This is a genomic window from Endobacterium panacihumi, assembly GCF_050847465.1.
GTDB classification, from domain to species: Bacteria; Pseudomonadota; Alphaproteobacteria; order Rhizobiales; family Rhizobiaceae; genus Neorhizobium; species Neorhizobium panacihumi.
This window is the reverse complement of sequence record NZ_JBOZRA010000001.1, coordinates 1,240,951-1,257,978: the sequence shown is the minus strand read 5'-3', so window position 1 is coordinate 1,257,978 and position 17,028 is coordinate 1,240,951. Positions and strand designations below refer to the sequence as shown.

At 59.7% G+C, this 17,028-nt stretch carries 24 protein-coding genes and 1 tRNA gene; 9 read left to right on the top strand and 16 right to left on the bottom strand.

Annotated elements, in window-relative coordinates:
* Nucleotides 1-3: 3 nt before the first annotated feature.
* The 4 genes from ACRQ1B_RS06285 to pcsA form a co-directional block, all read right to left on the bottom strand.
* A complete protein-coding gene (locus ACRQ1B_RS06285) occupies nucleotides 4-918 on the bottom strand; it encodes an ABC transporter permease (protein WP_432292783.1) in 915 nt (304 codons plus the stop codon).
* Nucleotides 911-2,008, bottom strand: coding sequence for an ABC transporter permease (locus tag ACRQ1B_RS06280; RefSeq protein ID WP_432292782.1), 1,098 nt, complete (start codon nucleotides 2,006-2,008; stop codon nucleotides 911-913). The genes ACRQ1B_RS06285 and ACRQ1B_RS06280 overlap by 8 nt, the downstream gene beginning before the upstream one ends.
* The gene (locus ACRQ1B_RS06275) at nucleotides 1,998-3,596 is read right to left on the bottom strand and encodes an ABC transporter ATP-binding protein (RefSeq protein WP_432292781.1); all 1,599 of its coding nucleotides are present in this window, start codon (nucleotides 3,594-3,596) and stop codon (nucleotides 1,998-2,000) included. Before ACRQ1B_RS06275 ends, ACRQ1B_RS06280 begins: the two co-directional genes overlap by 11 nt.
* 151 nt (nucleotides 3,597-3,747) lie before the next feature.
* On the bottom strand, nucleotides 3,748-4,482 hold the full coding sequence (gene pcsA, locus ACRQ1B_RS06270) for a phosphatidylcholine synthase (RefSeq protein WP_432292780.1): 735 nt from the start codon (nucleotides 4,480-4,482) through the stop codon (nucleotides 3,748-3,750).
* A gap of 159 nt (nucleotides 4,483-4,641) precedes the next feature.
* Here pcsA and ACRQ1B_RS06265 point away from each other — a divergent pair, with 159 nt between their 5' ends.
* A complete protein-coding gene (locus ACRQ1B_RS06265; protein ID WP_432292779.1) occupies nucleotides 4,642-5,853 on the top strand; it encodes a UbiH/UbiF family hydroxylase in 1,212 nt (403 codons plus the stop codon).
* 799 nt (nucleotides 5,854-6,652) lie between these two features.
* Here ACRQ1B_RS06265 and ACRQ1B_RS06260 read toward each other — a convergent pair.
* From ACRQ1B_RS06260 to ACRQ1B_RS06250, 3 genes are all read right to left on the bottom strand, one after another.
* Nucleotides 6,653-7,411 (bottom strand): cytochrome c biogenesis CcdA family protein, encoded by a 759-nt coding sequence (locus tag ACRQ1B_RS06260; protein WP_432292778.1) that lies wholly within the window; start codon nucleotides 7,409-7,411, stop codon nucleotides 6,653-6,655.
* A 118-nt stretch (nucleotides 7,412-7,529) separates the two neighbouring features.
* Nucleotides 7,530-7,605 (bottom strand) — tRNA-Ala (locus ACRQ1B_RS06255).
* Between the two features lie 161 nt (nucleotides 7,606-7,766).
* Nucleotides 7,767-8,234, bottom strand: coding sequence for a DUF3597 domain-containing protein (locus ACRQ1B_RS06250; RefSeq protein ID WP_432292777.1), 468 nt, complete (start codon nucleotides 8,232-8,234; stop codon nucleotides 7,767-7,769).
* A 459-nt stretch (nucleotides 8,235-8,693) separates the two neighbouring features.
* On the opposite strand from ACRQ1B_RS06250, the gene ACRQ1B_RS06245 reads away from it, so the two are divergent.
* Nucleotides 8,694-9,479, top strand: a complete 786-nt coding sequence (locus tag ACRQ1B_RS06245) for a hypothetical protein (RefSeq protein WP_432292776.1) — start codon at nucleotides 8,694-8,696, stop codon at nucleotides 9,477-9,479.
* 161 nt (nucleotides 9,480-9,640) lie between these two features.
* Entirely contained in the window at nucleotides 9,641-10,003 is a 363-nt protein-coding gene (locus tag ACRQ1B_RS06240; protein ID WP_432292775.1) for a hypothetical protein, read from the top strand.
* Here the strand turns inward: ACRQ1B_RS06240 and ACRQ1B_RS06235 are convergent.
* From ACRQ1B_RS06235 to ACRQ1B_RS06195, 9 genes are all read right to left on the bottom strand, one after another.
* Nucleotides 10,000-11,199, bottom strand: coding sequence for a tyrosine-type recombinase/integrase (locus ACRQ1B_RS06235; protein WP_432292774.1), 1,200 nt, complete (start codon nucleotides 11,197-11,199; stop codon nucleotides 10,000-10,002). The genes ACRQ1B_RS06240 and ACRQ1B_RS06235 overlap by 4 nt on opposite strands.
* Entirely contained in the window at nucleotides 11,186-11,422 is a 237-nt protein-coding gene (locus tag ACRQ1B_RS06230) for a Lar family restriction alleviation protein (protein ID WP_432292773.1), read from the bottom strand. The genes ACRQ1B_RS06235 and ACRQ1B_RS06230 overlap by 14 nt, the downstream gene beginning before the upstream one ends.
* A 242-nt stretch (nucleotides 11,423-11,664) precedes the next feature.
* Nucleotides 11,665-11,856, bottom strand: a complete 192-nt coding sequence (locus tag ACRQ1B_RS06225; protein WP_432292772.1) for a hypothetical protein — start codon at nucleotides 11,854-11,856, stop codon at nucleotides 11,665-11,667.
* Complete coding sequence (locus ACRQ1B_RS06220; RefSeq protein ID WP_432292771.1) at nucleotides 11,853-12,356, bottom strand: hypothetical protein; 504 nt, start codon at nucleotides 12,354-12,356, stop codon at nucleotides 11,853-11,855. The genes ACRQ1B_RS06225 and ACRQ1B_RS06220 overlap by 4 nt, the downstream gene beginning before the upstream one ends.
* A gap of 371 nt (nucleotides 12,357-12,727) precedes the next feature.
* Complete coding sequence (locus tag ACRQ1B_RS06215) at nucleotides 12,728-12,991, bottom strand: hypothetical protein (protein ID WP_432292770.1); 264 nt, start codon at nucleotides 12,989-12,991, stop codon at nucleotides 12,728-12,730.
* Nucleotides 12,988-13,251, bottom strand: a complete 264-nt coding sequence (locus ACRQ1B_RS06210; RefSeq protein WP_432292769.1) for a hypothetical protein — start codon at nucleotides 13,249-13,251, stop codon at nucleotides 12,988-12,990. The genes ACRQ1B_RS06215 and ACRQ1B_RS06210 overlap by 4 nt, the downstream gene beginning before the upstream one ends.
* Nucleotides 13,248-13,583, bottom strand: a complete 336-nt coding sequence (locus ACRQ1B_RS06205; RefSeq protein WP_432292768.1) for a hypothetical protein — start codon at nucleotides 13,581-13,583, stop codon at nucleotides 13,248-13,250. Before ACRQ1B_RS06205 ends, ACRQ1B_RS06210 begins: the two co-directional genes overlap by 4 nt.
* Entirely contained in the window at nucleotides 13,580-13,897 is a 318-nt protein-coding gene (locus ACRQ1B_RS06200; protein ID WP_432292767.1) for a hypothetical protein, read from the bottom strand. The genes ACRQ1B_RS06205 and ACRQ1B_RS06200 overlap by 4 nt, the downstream gene beginning before the upstream one ends.
* Before the next feature lie 236 nt (nucleotides 13,898-14,133).
* Nucleotides 14,134-14,685, bottom strand: coding sequence for a LexA family protein (locus ACRQ1B_RS06195; RefSeq protein ID WP_432292766.1), 552 nt, complete (start codon nucleotides 14,683-14,685; stop codon nucleotides 14,134-14,136).
* 181 nt (nucleotides 14,686-14,866) lie between these two features.
* Between ACRQ1B_RS06195 and ACRQ1B_RS06190 the strand changes: the two genes are divergently transcribed.
* The 6 genes from ACRQ1B_RS06190 to ACRQ1B_RS06165 are packed head-to-tail and all read left to right on the top strand — an operon-like array spanning nucleotide 14,867 to nucleotide 17,021.
* Nucleotides 14,867-15,016 carry a hypothetical protein gene (locus ACRQ1B_RS06190; RefSeq protein WP_432292765.1) on the top strand — a complete coding sequence of 50 codons (150 nt, stop codon included), beginning with the start codon at nucleotides 14,867-14,869 and terminating at the stop codon, nucleotides 15,014-15,016.
* Nucleotides 15,013-15,411 carry a hypothetical protein gene (locus ACRQ1B_RS06185; RefSeq protein WP_432292764.1) on the top strand — a complete coding sequence of 133 codons (399 nt, stop codon included), beginning with the start codon at nucleotides 15,013-15,015 and terminating at the stop codon, nucleotides 15,409-15,411. The genes ACRQ1B_RS06190 and ACRQ1B_RS06185 overlap by 4 nt, the downstream gene beginning before the upstream one ends.
* Nucleotides 15,408-15,995, top strand: a complete 588-nt coding sequence (locus ACRQ1B_RS06180; RefSeq protein WP_432292763.1) for a hypothetical protein — start codon at nucleotides 15,408-15,410, stop codon at nucleotides 15,993-15,995. Before ACRQ1B_RS06185 ends, ACRQ1B_RS06180 begins: the two co-directional genes overlap by 4 nt.
* The gene (locus ACRQ1B_RS06175; protein WP_432292762.1) at nucleotides 15,995-16,321 is read left to right on the top strand and encodes a hypothetical protein; all 327 of its coding nucleotides are present in this window, start codon (nucleotides 15,995-15,997) and stop codon (nucleotides 16,319-16,321) included. Before ACRQ1B_RS06180 ends, ACRQ1B_RS06175 begins: the two co-directional genes overlap by 1 nt.
* Nucleotides 16,321-16,728 carry a hypothetical protein gene (locus ACRQ1B_RS06170; RefSeq protein WP_432292761.1) on the top strand — a complete coding sequence of 136 codons (408 nt, stop codon included), beginning with the start codon at nucleotides 16,321-16,323 and terminating at the stop codon, nucleotides 16,726-16,728. Before ACRQ1B_RS06175 ends, ACRQ1B_RS06170 begins: the two co-directional genes overlap by 1 nt.
* Nucleotides 16,725-17,021: a hypothetical protein gene (locus tag ACRQ1B_RS06165; RefSeq protein ID WP_432292760.1), complete on the top strand. Its 297-nt coding sequence runs from the start codon at nucleotides 16,725-16,727 to the stop codon at nucleotides 17,019-17,021. Before ACRQ1B_RS06170 ends, ACRQ1B_RS06165 begins: the two co-directional genes overlap by 4 nt.
* Nucleotides 17,022-17,028 lie beyond the last annotated feature (7 nt).

Genomic DNA, 17,028 nt, shown 5'->3' with positions numbered 1-17,028 from the left:
CTGTCATCGGTCCGGAACGAAAGGTTTTCCGAGCGAGGCCGGCGTGTTGATGAGTGTCGTGCGGCGATTATGCGAAATGATCACGAGAACGACAATAGTGGCGGCATAAGGAAGTGCCGAAAGGAATTGCGACGGAATGCCCACGCCAAAAGCCTGCGCATGCAGCTGGCCGATCGTCACGGCTCCGAAAAGATAACCACCGGCGAGAATGCGCCACGGACGCCATGAGGCGAACACGACAAGCGCCAGGGCGATCCAGCCACGTCCTGCCGACATGTTCTCCACCCATTGCGGCGTATAGACCAGCGACAGCTGGGCGCCGGCAAGGCCTGCACAGGCGCCACCGAACAGCACGGCCAGATACCGCGTGCGAACGACGTTGATGCCGAGCGCGTGGGCGGAACCGTGATTATCGCCGATGGCGCGCATCTTCAGGCCCGTGCGGCTTTTGAACAGGAACCAGTTGACGCCGATGATCAGCGCGATCGATAGGTAGAAGATCAGGTCCTGCGCGAACAGGACGCGACCGATGAACGGAATGTCCGACAGAACCGGAAAGACAATCGGCTGCAGCTTCGTGCCGGCGAGACCGACAAAACTTTCACCCAGCTGACCCGAGACGCCGAGACCAAGAATGGTGAGCGCCAGACCGGTCGCTACCTGATTGGTGACGAGTGTGAGCGTCAGGAACCCGAACAGCAGCGAAAACAGCGCGCCGCCACCAATGCCGGCCAGAATGCCGAGATAGGGCGAGCCGGTCATGTGGGCAGTCGCAAAGGCGCAGACCGCGCCCATGATCATCATGCCCTCGACGCCGAGGTTCAGCACGCCGGATCGCTCCGCCACCAGTTCGCCCATGGCGGCGATCACCAGCGGCGTTGCGGCAGTCATGACGGTCAGCAGGATCGCTTCAAACATTTTTTTGAGCTCCCGCCTCAGTCTTGTTGCCGGAAAAGACCAGCCGGATGCGGTAAAGGATCAGCGTATCGCAGGAGAGTACGAAGAAAAGCAAAAGCCCCTGAAATACGCGCGAAACCTTGTCGGAAATGCCGATCGACAACTGCGCCGCTTCGCCGCCGAGATAGGTCAGCGCCAGAACCAGTCCGGAGGCGATGATGCCGATCGGGTTGAGCCGGCCGAGGAAAGCAACGATGATGGCGGTAAAGCCGTAACCCGGCGAGATCGACGGCTGCAGATGGCCGATGGAACCCGATACTTCGGAAATGCCGGCAAGCCCGGCCAGAGCGCCGGACAGCATCAGCGCAAACCTCACCATCTTTTTCGAGGAAAAGCCGGCAAACCGCCCTGCCCGTTCGGCCTGACCGAGTACGGAAACCTCAAAACCCTTGAGCATGAAACGCATCATGAACCACAAAGCGATGGCGGCGACGATGGCGAACACCGCAGCCCAATGGGCACGGCCGGAGTCCAGCAGTTCCGGCAGGATCGCTTCCGGCGCAAAGCTGATGGTCTTTGGAAAATTATAGCCCTGCGGATCGCGCCAGGGGCCACGCACCAGCCAGTCGAGAAACAGCTGGGCGATATAGACCAGCATCAGGCTGGTGAGGATTTCATTGGTGTTGAAGCGTGTCTTCAGTAGCGCCGGAATGCCGGCGTATAGCGCGCCGCCCACCATGCCCATGATCAGCATGGCCGGCAGAAGCAGTGCCGAATGCCATTGCGGCATCAGAACCGGCAGTATCGACCCGGTGATCGCGCCCATGGTGAACTGGCCTTCGGCGCCGATATTCCAGTTATTGGAGCGAAAACAGATGGCGAGGCCGACCGCGATCAGGATCAGTGGTGCCGCCTTGATCACTAGTTCATGCAGCGACCAGACATCGAACAGCGGCTCGATGAAGAATGTGTAGAGCGTGGCGATCGGGTCCTTCCCCATCAGCCAGAACATCAAGCCGCCGAAAAACAGTGTCAGGACCAGCGCAAGCAGCGGCGAAAAGGCGGCAAAAGCTGTGGAGGCACGCGCGCGGCGCTCGAGTTCAATGCGCATGCGCTGCCTCACCAGGCTTGGAAGCATCATCAGAGGCGTGTTGGGTCGAATCGTGAATACCGCCCATCAAAAGGCCGATGCGTTCCAGCGACAGTTCGCCAGCCGGATAAGCCTCGGAAAGCCGGCCTTCGGAAATGACAGCAATCGATGTCGCCACTTCAAAAATCTCGTCGAGATCCTGGCTGATCACCACCACGGCCGAGCCGGATTTGGCGAGATCGATCAGCGCCTGACGGATTCGGCTGGCAGCGCCGGCATCGACACCCCAGGTCGGCTGGTTGACAACGAGCACGGAGGGCTGGCGATCGAGCTCGCGCCCGACGATGAATTTTTGCAGATTACCGCCAGACAACGACCCAGCTGCCGGGTCCTGACCACTCTTGCGCACATCCATCGCCTGACAGATGCGGGCCGCCGCCGCCTTCACGGCGCCGTGGCGGATCACCTTGCCAAAACCGCCTGACAAAAACGCCTTACGATCGGAATGTGCCCGCGCGAGCAGCAGATTGTCGGAGAGCGACATCTGCGCGACAGCCGCATGACCGTGCCGTTCCTCCGGCACAAAACCGGCACCCAACAGGCGGCGACCGTTGATGCGCATACGGCCAACCGACGTGCCGCGAATCTTGATTGTTTCATGATCGGCGGCCGGATATTCACCCGAAAGCACGTCAAAAAGCTCACCTTGGCCGTTGCCGGCCACGCCGGCGATCGCCAGCACTTCGCCGGCCCGCACACGCATCGATACATCCTTCAGCGCGACGGCAAATGGCGTACGCGGCGCAAACGACATCGATCTGACGTCGAGCAGAACCTCGCCGGGAGTACCGAGATCTTCGCGATGCACCGCTGCCACATCACTCCCCACCATCATGCGGGCAAGCGAGGCCGGCGTTTCCTGGCGCGGATCACAGACACCGGTCACCTTGCCATGCCGCAGAACGGTGGCGCGGTCGCAGATGCGCTGCACCTCATCGAGACGGTGACTGATGTAAAGAACCGAACGCCCCTCTGTCTTGAGCTTGAACAGCGTTTCGAACAGACGGTCGGCTTCCTGCGGCGTCAGCACCGAGGTCGGTTCATCGAGAATGATCAGTTTCGGGTTCTGCAGAAGCGCGCGCACGATCTCGATGCGCTGACGTTCGCCAACAGACAGATCGGCCACATGCATCTTGGGATCAAGCGGCAGGCCGTAGGTTCGCGACAGCGAGGCGGCCTCGTCGGAGATTTTTGACAGCGATATTTTCGGATCGAGCGACAGCGCGATATTTTCACCGACGGTCAGGGCTTCGAACAGCGAAAAATGCTGAAAAACCATACCAATGCCAAGATTTCTTGCCTGGCCGGGCGAAGTGATGGAAACCGGCTGGCCCTGCCAAAGAATCTGGCCCCCACTGGGCTGCAGCACGCCAAACAACATCTTGACGAGCGTGGATTTGCCGGCGCCGTTTTCGCCCAGAAGTGCGTGGATTTCACCGGGGCGGATATCGAGATCGATCCCGTCGCATGCGGCGAACGTGCCGAAAAGCTTCGTCAGCCCTCGAACCGAAAGAAGCGAAGGCTCTCCCTGATCCTGCGATGAAACCACTCAATTCCCCTCGTTCACCGCGGGCGGTTTTCTTTGAAACCTGCTGCCCCGATGCTGCGATCTGTAAAGGCGTTCTCGTATCAACGCCTAAAAAACATTCAAGCTCTTTTTATCATCATGCACAACTGCAAACGCCACGCGGCCACAGATCTTATTTGGGTGCACCAAGCCTAGGGAACATCTGCAGCACGCCACCGATCACGTAGAGGTAAAGTCCGGTGACCACGACACCCCAGACGAGCCAGCTCGGGCTGTCGAAATGCAAGAGCAGCGCATAACCGCTCAAGGCACACCAGACGAAAAAGACGCCGAGATTGAGCGGTCGCAGTCGTTTGACACGGACCGGGTGCAGAAAGTTGATCGGTAGGAAGGTCAGGACTACCGAAACGGCAACGATGATCATGGCGGTCACGGCGCTCGGCTGGATGACGAACAGTGTGAAGATCAGCATGTTCCAGACGACCGGGAAACCGGAGAAAAAGTATTCGTCGGTTTTCATGCCCATGTCGGCATAATAGATGGCGCTCGACACAACGATCATGCCGGCCGCCACGAAGGACCATGGTTCACCAATCATGCCGCTCTTGTAGAGCGCAAATGCGGGCAGAAGCACATAGGTGACGTAGTCGATGATGTTGTCGAGCATGTCGCCCGACCAGTTCGGCAGCACTTCCCGCACCCGCACTTTTCTGGCGATCGGGCCGTCAATGCCATCGATGAAAAGCGCGAGGCCAAGCCACCACCACATGTCGACGAAACGCGACTCCGAGGCGGCGACAACGCCGAGAAAGGCAAAAAACGAACCGGAGGCGGTCAGCATATGAACGGAGAAGGCGCGGATCTCCGCGTAGGGAACCTTGCGATAGTTGAAGATGCGCCGGATCAAAAAGGTATTCCCTATCTCTTATTCAAGCAAAGCGGTATGCGGCCAATCGCCCGGCAATGCAACCTTCCGCCTGTCGCAACGGTTAAAACCGGCAAAATCGCTTATGGATAAGTGCGCCCGAAAGGCATAAATGAGCCTCAGCAATCAAGGAGTTCTGCCATGCATGATGTCGAGATAGCCGTCGTCGGACACGGACTGGCCGGAAGCGTGGCGGCATTGGCTCTGGCCCGCAGCGGCCGCAAGGTGGCGCTGATCGGCCCGGTGAAAGCCGGAAATGATGAGCGCACCACGGCGCTGATGGACCAGTCGATCCGCTTCATGGACCGCCTCGGCCTCTGGCAGCTGATCGAACCCTCCTCCGCCGGTCTTCAGGTCATGCAGATCATTGATGGCACCGATCGCCTGCTGCGCGCGCCGCCGGCACAGTTCCGTGCCGCCGAACTTGGCCTTGCCGCCTTCGGATACAACATCCCCAACAAGGCGCTGTCGGATGTTCTGGAAAAGGCCGTCGCAGCCGAAGTGAATATCCGCCGCATTGACACGACCGTCGAAAAAGCCGAACCGGCTGCCGACAAGGTGACGCTGACACTGGGGAATAGTGAGAGCCTCGACGTGGCGCTCGCCGTCGGTGCCGATGGCCGCAATTCGATCCTGCGCAATGGCGCCGGCATCGACGTAAAAAAATGGGCCTATCCGCAGTCGGCCGTCGTGCTGAACTTTTCGCATGAACTGCCACACGGCAATGTTTCGACCGAATTCCACACCGAAACCGGCCCGTTCACGCAGGTGCCCCTGCCCGGCCGCCGCTCCAGCCTTGTCTGGGTGGTGACGCCGGAAACGGCCGAACGCCTGCTGGCACTGTCGCTCGATGAACTGTCGCTGGAAGTCGAGCGCCGCATGCAGTCCATCCTCGGCAAGGTTGAGGTGGAAGCCGGTGCGCAGAGCTGGCCCCTCTCCAGCCTGATGGCCAAACGTTTTGGCAAGGGTCGCATCGCGCTGGTGGGTGAAGCCGCCCACGCTTTCCCGCCGATTGGCGCACAGGGCCTCAATTTGTCACTTCGCGACGTGATGGCGCTGGTCGATCTTGTCGGCAATGCCGATCGTCGCGATATCGCCGCCGATACCGGCGACCGTTTCGAACGCCGCCGCCGCCCCGACATTATGACCCGGACGTTTGGCGTCGACCTGCTCAACCGCTCGCTACTGTCGGATTTTTTGCCGATGCAGCTGGCCCGCGCCGGTGGCCTGCATCTGCTCACCAGCATCAGCCCGCTTAGAAACCTGTTGATGCGTGAGGGTGTAGAGCCTGGCCGCGGCGTTCGCGATCTGCTGCGCACGTTCAAGCCTTCGTTGCACAGGAAAGAAGCCTAACCCGATCAGATAGAAAACGAACGGCAGCATCACCGCCGAAGAAAGGCGGTGATGAAAATGGTGGCGGACGCCGCGTCCTAACAGATAACCGATTTCCACCGTCTCGATGGCGGATCGGCCTGAACTCCAATGTAGCGCATACGCTACGACTGCTTATAGTGACAGCCGATACAGTTTCCCCTCGCACATGTGCGCGACACTTCTCATCAGTTTGTCACCACTCGCGCCATTCTCTGTGGCGGCGCCATTCGCGTCTATCACGGCGGTCCCGCCATTCCTCACGTTCTCTTCGCTCGCGTCGATCCCTCGCATGTTCGCGACGATCTCTCCGATTCTCATATCGGCGTTCGCCTCTATCGGGAAAGCACACGCCATGGGGCGCCAGGCGGAAACCGCGTCCGCACACGGCATCGGCGTTCTGAACAAGCGACGATGTGGACGAGGTCGAAACGATCGGCATCGAGTAAGCTGAACCAGCGGCCAACGATCCCAAAACGACTGCTGCTATTAATGCTATTCGGCGCATTTTGTATATCTCCTGAGGGCGGACAATATGGCTCCGCGATCCGTGAACGGCCGATGAACGCTTGGCGTTCCATTCGTAACAGCAGTTGTCACAGCTTTATCGCTGACCTGGGGAGAAGAACCCAAAACGGTCACGCATCAGGCCATGGAAAGACGTTGCTGCCACAAGCTTGTGGAACACGGCTGGCTGCTCATGCTCCTGCGTCGCTAGATAATGATCGGGACTAGGACCAAAAAGGCAGGAGCAGCATAACAGTGGCAAGAATGACGTGCCTCAGCCGATCTGGCTGAGAATTGGAAAGGTCTGCTGGAACCAGATTGCCATGTCGGAAATGAAACCGAACAGGAAGGCTATACCCGTCATCACCAGCAGGGCGCCCATGACCTTTTCCACCCGGCCCAGATGATGGCGGAAACGACTGAGGAAGCGCATGAAGGCGCCGGAAAAACCAGCGGCAATCCAGAAGGGTACGGCGAGGCCGAGCGAATAGACGGAGAGCAGTGCCACGCCCTCGCCCACCGTGTCACGCGAGGCGGCAACGCCGAGGATTGTGCCGAGGATTGGGCCGATACAGGGCGTCCAGCCGAAGGCGAAGGCAAGGCCCATCACATAAGCGCCCGACAGCGTCGCCGGCTTGCCGCCGCCCTGGAACCGCGCCTCGCGCGCCAACACGCCGATGCGAAAGAGGCCTAGAAAGTTCAGGCCCATAATGATGATGATCACACCGCCGATCTTGGAGAGAATATCCAGATGCTGGCGCAACATCACGCCGATCGATGATGCGCCAGCCCCCAGCGCCACGAAAACCGTGGCAAACCCCAGCGTGAAAAAGAAGGCCGATAGCAGGATCGCCCGTTTGGTTTCCGCACTGACGACCACCGGCCCATCCGCCTTGCCGCCACGGAACTGCTCCACGGATACACCAGCCATATAACAGAGATAGGGCGGCACCAGCGGCAACACGCAGGGCGACAGGAAAGAGAGAGCGCCGGCGAACAGCGCGCTCAGCAGGGAGATTTCGGCAATCGACACGCATTCGGCTCCAGAACGGAAGACAGCGTTCTCCTAGCCCCGACGGCAACCGCTTGCCAATCACCTTTTGCGGCGCAGATTGCCGTATTGTTCGTTTTAAGCAGACAAGAAGAAGGTTTGGTGGAGCCGAGCGGGATCGAACCGCCGACCTCCGCAGTGCGATTGCGGCGCTCTCCCAGCTGAGCTACGGCCCCGGACGGGCGAAGAGATACGCGGCAGCAGCTGGAGCGTGAATGCGTCAGGTTGGCGCGTGTTGACGAATGTCAGCTTGCCCTTGGGGGGCCGCCTCCACCAATCGGCAACAAGCCCGCGCATGGCGAGCTTGTTTCAAGAGTGAATGACCGAGATCGAAACCTCAATCCAGCAGATCTGCGGGTACCTTGCCACCGTTTTCCGACAGCTTCTTGAGTAGCGCCTTGTGCAGCCAGGTGTTCATTTCGGCGGAACCATTCTTCTCACCGGTGTAACCCAGTTCCTCCGCCAGTTCCTTGCGCTCCGCAAGGCTCGCATCCATGCCCAGCGCCTTCATCAGGTCGACAATCGAGTGTTTCCAATCGAGTTTCTGACCGCTGTTCTTGACGGCCGCATCGAGAATAGGCGCGATATCGACGGGTTGCGCTGAAGCGGATGCGGCCGATGCCGTCGGTGTGGATGCGGTCGACGCGCCGGAGGTAGCCGGTGAGGCTGAAGCCGTGCCACCAACGGGGGCGGCGCTGGTGACCGATGGCTCGGCGGAAGTGGCGCCGGGTGCAGGTGCCGAAGGCGTGGCCGCTGCCGCAGGATGGCCCCAGATGGCGTTCTTGATCTTGGTAAAGATGCTCATGGCTCTTTCTCCTCGTGATGATATGCGGGACAAAAGTCCGCGCCCATCAACGAGTTTTGCCGCAGTTCTGTTCCGCACTCGTCGCCGACCAGCAGCACCGGACGGGACTTGATACAGACATTATCAGTTGGAAATAAATTCCGATTGCAGAGTGTGAGGATCGGGTGCCGGTAAGGTGGTGAGAGCGCAGGGGTTCGAACCCTGGACCTACTGATTAAAAGTCATCATTGGTTTCAATGACTTCAGAACGTTAACGATGGTGCCGCGTGGAACTATGGTGAAACGCGTGTATATCGAACAGCTGTTCCACTGATGTGAAAATGAACGGATTTACAACTGCATAGCTCGTGAAGGAAGCGCGTGTTCATGCGCAAGCTTTCCACCTTGACGAGTTTCGAGCCAAAACCCCAATCTACTTGAGAGCGAAGAGCGATTCTTGGTGATTGCAGGGGTGAACGAATGGCAAAACAGTCGGGCAAATGTGCCTTCTGTGGCGGTGGCGGGCTCACGAAAGAGCATCTTTGGCCGAAGTGGCTGCATCCTCATGTTGTTGAAACGAGCAAGGAGCCTTACCGAGGAGGGTTCCGGATGGTCGGAGTAATGGCGAACGCAAACACCCTCGTGTTGACGCCGGACCTTGTTCGCGAGCAGGGTTACTGGCGAAACAAGCGGTTTCGCGTTGTCTGCAAAGGTTGCAACGGCGGCTGGATGAGCTCTACTGAGCAACTAACCCGGCCCCTCATCAAGGACATGTTCTTGGAGAAACCGCTTTCGTTGAAAGTTGAGGATCAAAAATCTCTAGCCACATGGGCGGCTCTACGAACATGCATAGCAGAGTACGATGACCCAAAGCACATTGCCGTCAGTGACAATGACCGGGAGCTGTTGATGAAGCACGGCGCACCGCCCGATCACTGGGCGATATTCTTGGGCCGTCATAATCTGCCGGGATGGATTTTGCGATTTCGGCATTTCGGTGCGCAGGCAGCCTTAGCTGCGTTTGGTCCCGAGCTGTTCGGCAGGACCGAGAAGTGCAACACTCAATCGACAATGATCGGTTTCAATAACATTGCACTGCTTGTCGTGAGTTCGTCGGTTGCGGCGGCGCAGCAGTCTTTCAGGAAGCTAAGCCCGCCCGGCATGACCAGGATTTGGCCACCGTCGGACGCTGAAGTTGCGTGGCCGTTGGCAGAAATATTAACGTCGGAACAAATGGACGCTAACGCTTCTTGCCTTGAACGCTAGGCCAGCCTTGCGGTTGGATTTGAACCAACGCCACCTCGCAACGCGAGAGCTCGACCACTGGCTTACGTCGTGACAGACCTAGCGCCGAACTGAATCTAGCGGCGGCCTACGTTGGCTGCAAGTAATTACTAATGCCGAAATCTAAGGTGAAGCGGGGCTGCATGCGGATCATTATCTTGTTTTTTGGGTTGGTTTTCACCAGTCAGGCGCAGGCGATGTGTTTTCAAAGTCGGGGTTACGATTTTGCTTCTTCGATCGACGGCGCTGTAAAATGGCTCACGTGCCTGCACAACGAGCAGAACGAAGCGATCAATGAGCAGGCGAACATAATAAATCGCCAGTCCAGCATGCTGCAGGAAATGGAGAGGCGTAGCCGCGATGACAGGCTCACCCTTTCAAGGCTGGCTTCGGAAAACTCACGGCTACTCGTCGACGCCGAGCGCGCTCAGATCAATATCAATGAAATGCGCACGACGATAAAAGATTTGGAGGAGAGGCTCTCGTCGGTTGAGGCAGCTGATTAAACCGCCAGATCCGTTTTTCCGCCCTCGTCGTACCAGGTCACCATCTTGCCGATCGCCGTGCTCGCCATCTCCGGATGAAGATGCAGGTAGTGTTTCAGGATCTGGTGCGCGCCCTGCAGACTGTGGCCCGACACTGCGCAGATCTGCGGCAGGGTGTTTTCGGCGAGCGCCATCCAAGTGACGGCGGTGGCGCGCATGTCCTTCTCCATGCAGGTTTTCAGGCTCGGCAGCTTGACGGCCGCTGCGGCGCGGATCTCGGAGAAGAGGTTGCGATAGGTGTAGTTGTTCCAGGGCGCCCAGGTGCTTTCGTTGAGATGCGTGAAGGGGCTGATGATGCCCTTCTCCTTTCGGCGCTCTGCGGCGGCATCGAGGCGCGCCTGATACGCCGGCGCCACCGGAGGATTAACGATCGCGCCCGTCTTGTTCTGGCGAAGCACAAAACGGCCGGCGCGAAAGGCTGACTGCTGCAGCTCGAGCCGATCGGCCTGGCGCTGGCCGGTCCAGACGCCGCAGAAGAGCATGTCGGCAAAATCCTTCCGGAAGAACGGTGCCGCCTCGGCCGTCTCGATCATCGTCTCGAATTCCTGCCGGGTCAGGAAACGTGCGCGCGGCTTTGGCTGCATCATGTCGAGATCCCGCGCCGGGTTCATCGTCATGCCTTTGATGCGGCCGGAGCGCATGCCCCATTTGATCGCCATGCCGAAAACGACCATCGCGCCGCGCGCTGTTGCAATGCCCTTGGCCTGCCAGAGATCCTCATAGAGGCCGTAGCAAATGATCTGGTCGAGCGACGATACCTCGCAGGCCCAGAGATCCGGGTCCCAGTTTTCCAGTACGCGAGATTTCTGCTTGTAGTCCTTGATGGTGTTCGGTGCCTTGGTCAGCACGCGCGGGCTTTTGAGCCAGTCCTCGAACAGTTTCGAGACCGGGTAGACCTGAGCGCGCGGCATGGCGATCGGCGGGGTGACGACAGGCAGCGCCACAGACGAGGCCGCCAGTTCGCTTTCCGCCTTTCGGGCCGTCAACTCCACGACCAACTTGTTGGACCAATCCAGCGCCTCGCCCTGGCTGTACCAAGTGCCATTTGCATGCTTCAGGTCCTGGGACTTGTAGCCCGCATCCTGCATGGCCTTGCCTGGCCGGAAGCGCGGCCGCCCGTCGCGCCACTCGACATGCTTGATTTTAATCTCGGCCATGGTGGCCCTCTCCATAGGGAATGTCCGCTTCGTCGAACTCGTGACGGGGGAGCGGCTGCACGCCGGCGCGGCGGTTCCACCTGGCGACCATGTGCGAGATCAGGATGTCGCCGTCTTGCTCCGTGCCGCACTCCGAGCACTTGATGTATCTGACGACGCCGCACTCGATCACGTCTGGATCCGAGCCGCAGAACGGGCATGGAAGGATGTCGGCTTCAGTCATCGCTACCCACCTCCCTCGTTTGCGGGGCGGGGTTGAGAGTGGCACGACCAGCTTCCGTCATGCGATAAGTCGCGTTGCCTTGGTGGTGCTCGACCAGCCCGCGCTTATGTAGAGACATGAGGACGTCTTGTGTCCGCTTCCAGTCCGTTCTGGCGCCGTCATCTACGCGCCGTTCCGCGACCTCAAATGCCGCTGACCAATCTTGGCAATGGCCTAGAACCTCTCGCTGCACCGGTGTCAGCTTAACCATTGTTCTGGCCCTCCGTGGTGGCGAGCGCGCGCATCACGGCATCCGTTTGCCATGTCGTCAGGTCGCGATCGCCCTTGAAGCCCTCAGTCGCGCCGGGGTCGAAGATGGCCCGCATGACGCGCTTTCGCAGCTCGTCAGACGGCTTCACATGTGTTTGCGGCGGTGGGTTTGCTTTGTCGCTCATACTTTCAGGACCTTTCCGTTGACGCTGTAGACAGAGCCCGGCGAAATGCTGGCCTTGCCGGTGCTGACGATCCAGCCCATGTCCCAATGGTGAAAAATGAAGCTCGCCTCGCGAGAGCCGCACTGAGACTTTGTCGCGCGTAGTCTGTCTCCGGCTTTCAGCGTGGGACGAAGTGCGCGATCGGCCAGTGGGTTTCGCAGGTTCATCTCCGCCAAATTCTGCTCCCGGCTGAGTTCGCTCCATCTCGCATCAAATTCTCGGCTGGTTTCGGGGGCGTGCCGGCTTTCGAACACTGTCCACTCGCGGCGGATATCTGTTTCCGCCTCTTCCCGCGTTGCATGGTGGCAAAGCAGGCCGCCGGATCTGATGATGCTGGTGACCGTGAAGCGGCCGTTTTCAGCACGGATCGTATGTCCGGTGTTGGCGATCCGGCCCATGCGGGCCTGCCACCTGCCCTGCCATCTTTCGAAAATCTCGGCCTTCTCACTGGTCGTGGTCATGAGGCTGTCCTCTGAAAAAAAGAAACCCGGCGACACGCGATACATCGCCGCCGGGTAGCGGCCCTGGGGGTGCAGCCGCGGGGGAAAGTGAATTGGCGGGGCCGAGGTCCGCCTATGGGGGTTTCAGCCGCCCACCGGCCCCGCCTTGCCTGCCCGAGCCACGTGCCCGGACGGGAATTCAATCGATCAGAACGAAGCCGACGGCGAAGGCGGCCGCGACAATGAACAGCGCAAGGCGTATCGCCGTCCAGTCGGCGTCGGTCATGGCGTGTTGCCCCAGTAGGGCCGCAGCAGGAGGAAGATGACCCCCGCCATGAAGATGGTGCCGACCATGTTGCCGGCGGCCGCTGCGAGAAAGATCTGCAGGAAGGTCACGACGCGAGCCTCCGCGTTTCCATGTCCAGGTCGAACACGCTGCGCCCGGTGGCCTGCTCATGCAGGGCGCATGCGGCCTCGACCAGGACGGCGCTGGAGGCGGCGCGGGCAACGGACATCTGCCGGGCAATCGCCTCGAGCTGTTCACGATCGGCGATGACCTCACGCAGGGCGGACATGGCACGCTGCATGATGGCGTCGGTGCTTTCAACGGATGCATCGAGCTCGGCCAGAAGGGTGCGAGGATCCTGCGCGCTCATGCGTTTCCGCCCTTCAGCTTGTCCAGCGCCAGGCCGCCGGCGATGGTGACGGTGTATTCGCCGCGACGGCAGGTCACCAGCTTCTGGTTTTCCAGAGCGGTGATCGTTTGTTTCGAGAAACGCTTGTTGCCGATGCGGATCTCGAAGCGGCCTGGCTGCTGATGGCGGAAGAACTGGATCGCGCCGAGCGCATCCTGCTGCACCTTAGAAAGGTGCTTCTTCGGATTGGTGACGGCCGGATTTTCGGAAACGGATGTCATGCCCGCTTCCTCTGCTTCATCGTCGAGCGCGCTCTTTCGGCATGCTCGAGATATTCCTTGTCCAGCGCGTACTTGTAGAGATCCAGCGCCGCAGGATAACCGAGCTCGCCGATGAACTGGGCCGTCAGGCAGGCGTGCGACTGCACCTGGAACCGCGCCAGCGAGGTCATGAGCGTGACCGGGCTGGTGCCGCGCGCGACTTCCGCATTGAGGAAATTCGCCAGGTTCTGCGCGAACTGGCTGGACGCCATACGGGCCAGGCACGAAACGTCCGGATCCGAATGGGTGAGCGCTTCGACGTGGTCCATGCCGGAATAGAGGATATCGGTCATGCCCGGCCTCCTGAGTAGCGGTGGCGGAGAAAGTGGTTCTGGTTGGCGGTGATCGCGGCCAGCGCGATGACGTTGCTGGCCGGTACGGCCGGCATGGGGGCCGGCTCGGCCTCGACGATGCGGATGGCGCCGCCGGCGCCTTCTTCCAACCAGTGCTCCATCGACGAGCGCGGCCAGGACCAGCCGATGGTGAGCTTGCGCGGCATGCCTTTTTCAAGGTGCAGCTTCAGCCAGTTGCGCTTGACCCAATCTTCCGAGCGGTCCAGCGCTTCAGCCAGCTCGGCGAGTTTCACGAGTTTTTCTGCCAAAGGCATATTGCGTTCCCTGCCTGCAAATCAGTTGCGACAGCCCAAACATGTCCCCGTGGTCAATGTTTGTCAATGATTAGTCCATGGATTATTTTGACTTGATGATACCTCTGTCACGGTACTCGACCGTGACGCGTCATTTTGACAATGCGCAATCACTGCAACTAGGGCGATTTTTTTGGGGAAAACAAGCCACGGCTCGCAAACGCATGCCGGAGGGCGTCAGGTTTTAACAAATGATACTAGGCGGCGCGCCGGTTGCGGACAGAATGCACCATGACGCCACAGATCTGGACGTCCTTGCTCATGAGGATCGGCACCATGACATCGGGATCAGTGGTTGCGGCACGAAGGTACGATTGCTCGTAAATCCGGACGATGAACTCCGAGTTTCCGGAGCGGTCAAAGACCTTAGCGACGATGATATCGCCAGGTCGAGCGTCCAAGCTTTCGTCGACGACAAGGATGTCACCAGGCACATAGCCGACAAGCTCGAGCGCGCGCGTACACACTTCCCAAAAGGATACGACGTTACCCATGTCCTTGAACCGATCCGGCGCAGGAACAAGTTTCGCTTCCGCATCAACGCCTTGGCGTGGCGGCGTGGCGATCATGCCGTCCAGCGCCATGCCCGAGGCAGCAACGAGCTTCTCAACAGAATAGCTATTGAGCGTCCTGGTCCCGGTAGGGTCCTTCAGGAACTTGTTGAGTGCCGACGGAGACAGGCCCGCCTCGACGGCGAGGCGGTGCGGCGTCCAATGTTTGGACGCCAGGATTGATGCAACCCAATCCATATGTCTCTGGCGAATATTTTCCACAACTCGAAACATAATGTGGAGAACGCCCTAGCGCATTTTGAAGTTTGTACTGTTGACAAGTCACAGCAAATCACAACTTGTATCGCTTAATCAATGGAGAAATTGAGCGATGCGGCTGCACTGGTCCACTGTCGACCGTTGGCGTGAAGAGGCTGGCTTGTCCAAAACCGAACTCGCCCGGAAATCCGGCGTCCCCGAGAACACTATTCACAGGGGCTTGAAGTTCAACTCGAAGCTACAGCCGACCACCGTCGCCGTCATTCGGCAAATCTTTCCCGACAAGTTCAAGGAAGGCGGTCTGGCATGAACATCATCAAGCAGCATATCGCGGCCCTGAAGGGTGCGCAGTCGGCGCCGGCGCATCGGCCGAAATTTCGCATTGACACCAACGCCATCCGCTCGGCGATCGCGCGGGCAGAGGCGGCCGGCAAGATCGTCTATTCGGCGGGCTGCACCTGGTGGGACAGTATCCGCATGGTCGGCAAGGTGACCAGCGGCGACCATTCCCTTCCCGCCTGCCCGCATTGCGGCAGTGTTCTCTATGAGGTCGAGAACATGGCGGCCTGGTCGAAGGGCATCGAGACCTATGCCGTGGCCCAGAGCGACCCGACCTATCCGGCGTTCATCGAGTGGGTGCGTGGCAAATGCTACCCGCGCCATGCGGTTGCGCGTGCTGCTTTTAAGGCCGAGGTGATCCAATGATCCAACGGCACCAACAGCTTTTCCGCCATGATCCGAAAAACGGTGTCTGGGGCGATTGCTTCCGCACCGTGATCGCGTGCCTGCTCTCCATCGAGCCAAAAGACGTTCCGCATTTTTGCGACGGCCCCGACGACGGCAAGATGAATGAGCGGGTGCGCGCCTTCCTCGAACCTCGCGGGATGATCCTGCTGGGTGTGCCGTATGACGGCGAAGTGCCGCTCGAGCGCATCCTGCAGATCGGTGCGGCCCATAGCCAGGGAATGCATTACCTGCTGACCGGCAAAAGCCGCACCGGTACAAACTATGTGGTGATCTGCAAGGGCGCCGAGATCATCCATGATCCGTCGATTACCCAGAGCGGCATTGTCGGCCCCTGCACTGACGGCTTCTACTGGATTGAATGGCTGGTCGGCCGGCTGCCGCATGACGAGCTCGAAATCGAGATCGATGGCCGCTGGTATCGCAAGTTCATCCATTACCCCAAGTTCGTCAATGATGGCACCTTGCGCTGCATCGCCTGCGGCCAGATCGACGAGCCCGAATATCACGATGACGACACCTGCGCGAACGCGAGGGCGATGTGATGGCCACCGCCGCAGAACTGACGCGCCTGGTCAACTCCGTCGAGGAGAAGATGGCTGCCTGGCCCAAATGGCCTCACTGGGAGCATGGCGGCCCCAGCTTCGAAGAGCGTGAGCCGGAACGCAAGGCATACAACGAATACGGCATGAACGTGATCGGCGAGCTCGTCGAGAAGGAAGGTGCTGTTTTTAAGAAGGGTTCGTTCGGCGGCGACAAGCTGGTGATGGCAGGCGTCTCAACGTCCTGCACTTCCGGCATTCATGGCCTGCTGCGCAACTGGCAGGGCGCTGCGCGTCGTAAAATCCTCAAGCTGCAGGGAGTTTCGTAATGGCTACTATGATCCGCACTGCCGTCGGGCTGGAGAAGACATTTCGCGACGCGCGCCAGCGTGACGTTCTGCAATGGATCGTCGCCACCTTCGGCGATCTTCCGAATTTTGATCCGCTTGACGAAAAAGAACGTGCCCGCCGCTTCCTCGAGGAGGCGCTCGAGCTCGGCCAGGCGCTTGGCCTCGAGGTCGACGATGTGCAGCGGATCTCGAGCCGCGTCTATTCCCGCCTGCCCGGCCTGCCTTCGCAGGAAGTCGGCGGCGTGTGCGTGACCCTGATGGGTCTGGCGCAGGTGCTGGGCCTGAGCGTCTACGACGAAGAAATCCGCGAGTTCAGCCGCGTGACGAAGGTCGACAAGGCGACGTTTCAGGCCCGGCACAAGGCGAAGATGGAGGTGGGCACATGATGTCCGCCCTCACCTCGATCTCTTACGGCTGCGACATCGCACGGGATCCGGCGCAGAACCGGATCAATCACCAGGCCATGGTCGACGAGCTCAACCGCCTGTCCATCGATGACGGCTGGGAAGGCGTGAAGGTGACGAGGTTCGAGACGGTCGGCTCGTCCGATTACGTCACGATCGAGCCCGGCATTTCGCCGCTCACGCTCGATTACCTGCGCCGGATGAAAGAGGCCGGCAATTCCAACAAGCCAGTTTCCACGCCGGGAAAGTCCGGCCAGCAGGGGAGCCTTATCTGATGGCATT

What these genes read in the sequence shown, in the direction of transcription:
- ACRQ1B_RS06285 (WP_432292783.1), bottom strand. Translation starts at nt 918, where the DNA reads ATGTTTGAAGCGATCCTGCTGACCGTCATGACTGCCGCAACGCCGCTG.
- ACRQ1B_RS06280 (WP_432292782.1), bottom strand. Translation starts at nt 2,008, where the DNA reads ATGCGCATTGAACTCGAGCGCCGCGCGCGTGCCTCCACAGCTTTTGCC.
- ACRQ1B_RS06265 (WP_432292779.1), top strand. Translation starts at nt 4,642, where the DNA reads ATGCATGATGTCGAGATAGCCGTCGTCGGACACGGACTGGCCGGAAGC.
- ACRQ1B_RS06250 (WP_432292777.1), bottom strand. Translation starts at nt 8,234, where the DNA reads ATGAGCATCTTTACCAAGATCAAGAACGCCATCTGGGGCCATCCTGCG.
- ACRQ1B_RS06245 (WP_432292776.1), top strand. Translation starts at nt 8,694, where the DNA reads ATGGCAAAACAGTCGGGCAAATGTGCCTTCTGTGGCGGTGGCGGGCTC.
- ACRQ1B_RS06240 (WP_432292775.1), top strand. Translation starts at nt 9,641, where the DNA reads ATGCGGATCATTATCTTGTTTTTTGGGTTGGTTTTCACCAGTCAGGCG.
- ACRQ1B_RS06235 (WP_432292774.1), bottom strand. Translation starts at nt 11,199, where the DNA reads ATGGCCGAGATTAAAATCAAGCATGTCGAGTGGCGCGACGGGCGGCCG.
- ACRQ1B_RS06230 (WP_432292773.1), bottom strand. Translation starts at nt 11,422, where the DNA reads ATGACTGAAGCCGACATCCTTCCATGCCCGTTCTGCGGCTCGGATCCA.
- ACRQ1B_RS06225 (WP_432292772.1), bottom strand. Translation starts at nt 11,856, where the DNA reads ATGAGCGACAAAGCAAACCCACCGCCGCAAACACATGTGAAGCCGTCT.
- ACRQ1B_RS06220 (WP_432292771.1), bottom strand. Translation starts at nt 12,356, where the DNA reads ATGACCACGACCAGTGAGAAGGCCGAGATTTTCGAAAGATGGCAGGGC.
- ACRQ1B_RS06215 (WP_432292770.1), bottom strand. Translation starts at nt 12,991, where the DNA reads ATGAGCGCGCAGGATCCTCGCACCCTTCTGGCCGAGCTCGATGCATCC.
- ACRQ1B_RS06210 (WP_432292769.1), bottom strand. Translation starts at nt 13,251, where the DNA reads ATGACATCCGTTTCCGAAAATCCGGCCGTCACCAATCCGAAGAAGCAC.
- ACRQ1B_RS06205 (WP_432292768.1), bottom strand. Translation starts at nt 13,583, where the DNA reads ATGACCGATATCCTCTATTCCGGCATGGACCACGTCGAAGCGCTCACC.
- ACRQ1B_RS06200 (WP_432292767.1), bottom strand. Translation starts at nt 13,897, where the DNA reads ATGCCTTTGGCAGAAAAACTCGTGAAACTCGCCGAGCTGGCTGAAGCG.
- ACRQ1B_RS06195 (WP_432292766.1), bottom strand. Translation starts at nt 14,685, where the DNA reads ATGGATTGGGTTGCATCAATCCTGGCGTCCAAACATTGGACGCCGCAC.
- ACRQ1B_RS06185 (WP_432292764.1), top strand. Translation starts at nt 15,013, where the DNA reads ATGAACATCATCAAGCAGCATATCGCGGCCCTGAAGGGTGCGCAGTCG.
- ACRQ1B_RS06180 (WP_432292763.1), top strand. Translation starts at nt 15,408, where the DNA reads ATGATCCAACGGCACCAACAGCTTTTCCGCCATGATCCGAAAAACGGT.
- ACRQ1B_RS06175 (WP_432292762.1), top strand. Translation starts at nt 15,995, where the DNA reads ATGGCCACCGCCGCAGAACTGACGCGCCTGGTCAACTCCGTCGAGGAG.
- ACRQ1B_RS06170 (WP_432292761.1), top strand. Translation starts at nt 16,321, where the DNA reads ATGGCTACTATGATCCGCACTGCCGTCGGGCTGGAGAAGACATTTCGC.
- ACRQ1B_RS06165 (WP_432292760.1), top strand. Translation starts at nt 16,725, where the DNA reads ATGATGTCCGCCCTCACCTCGATCTCTTACGGCTGCGACATCGCACGG.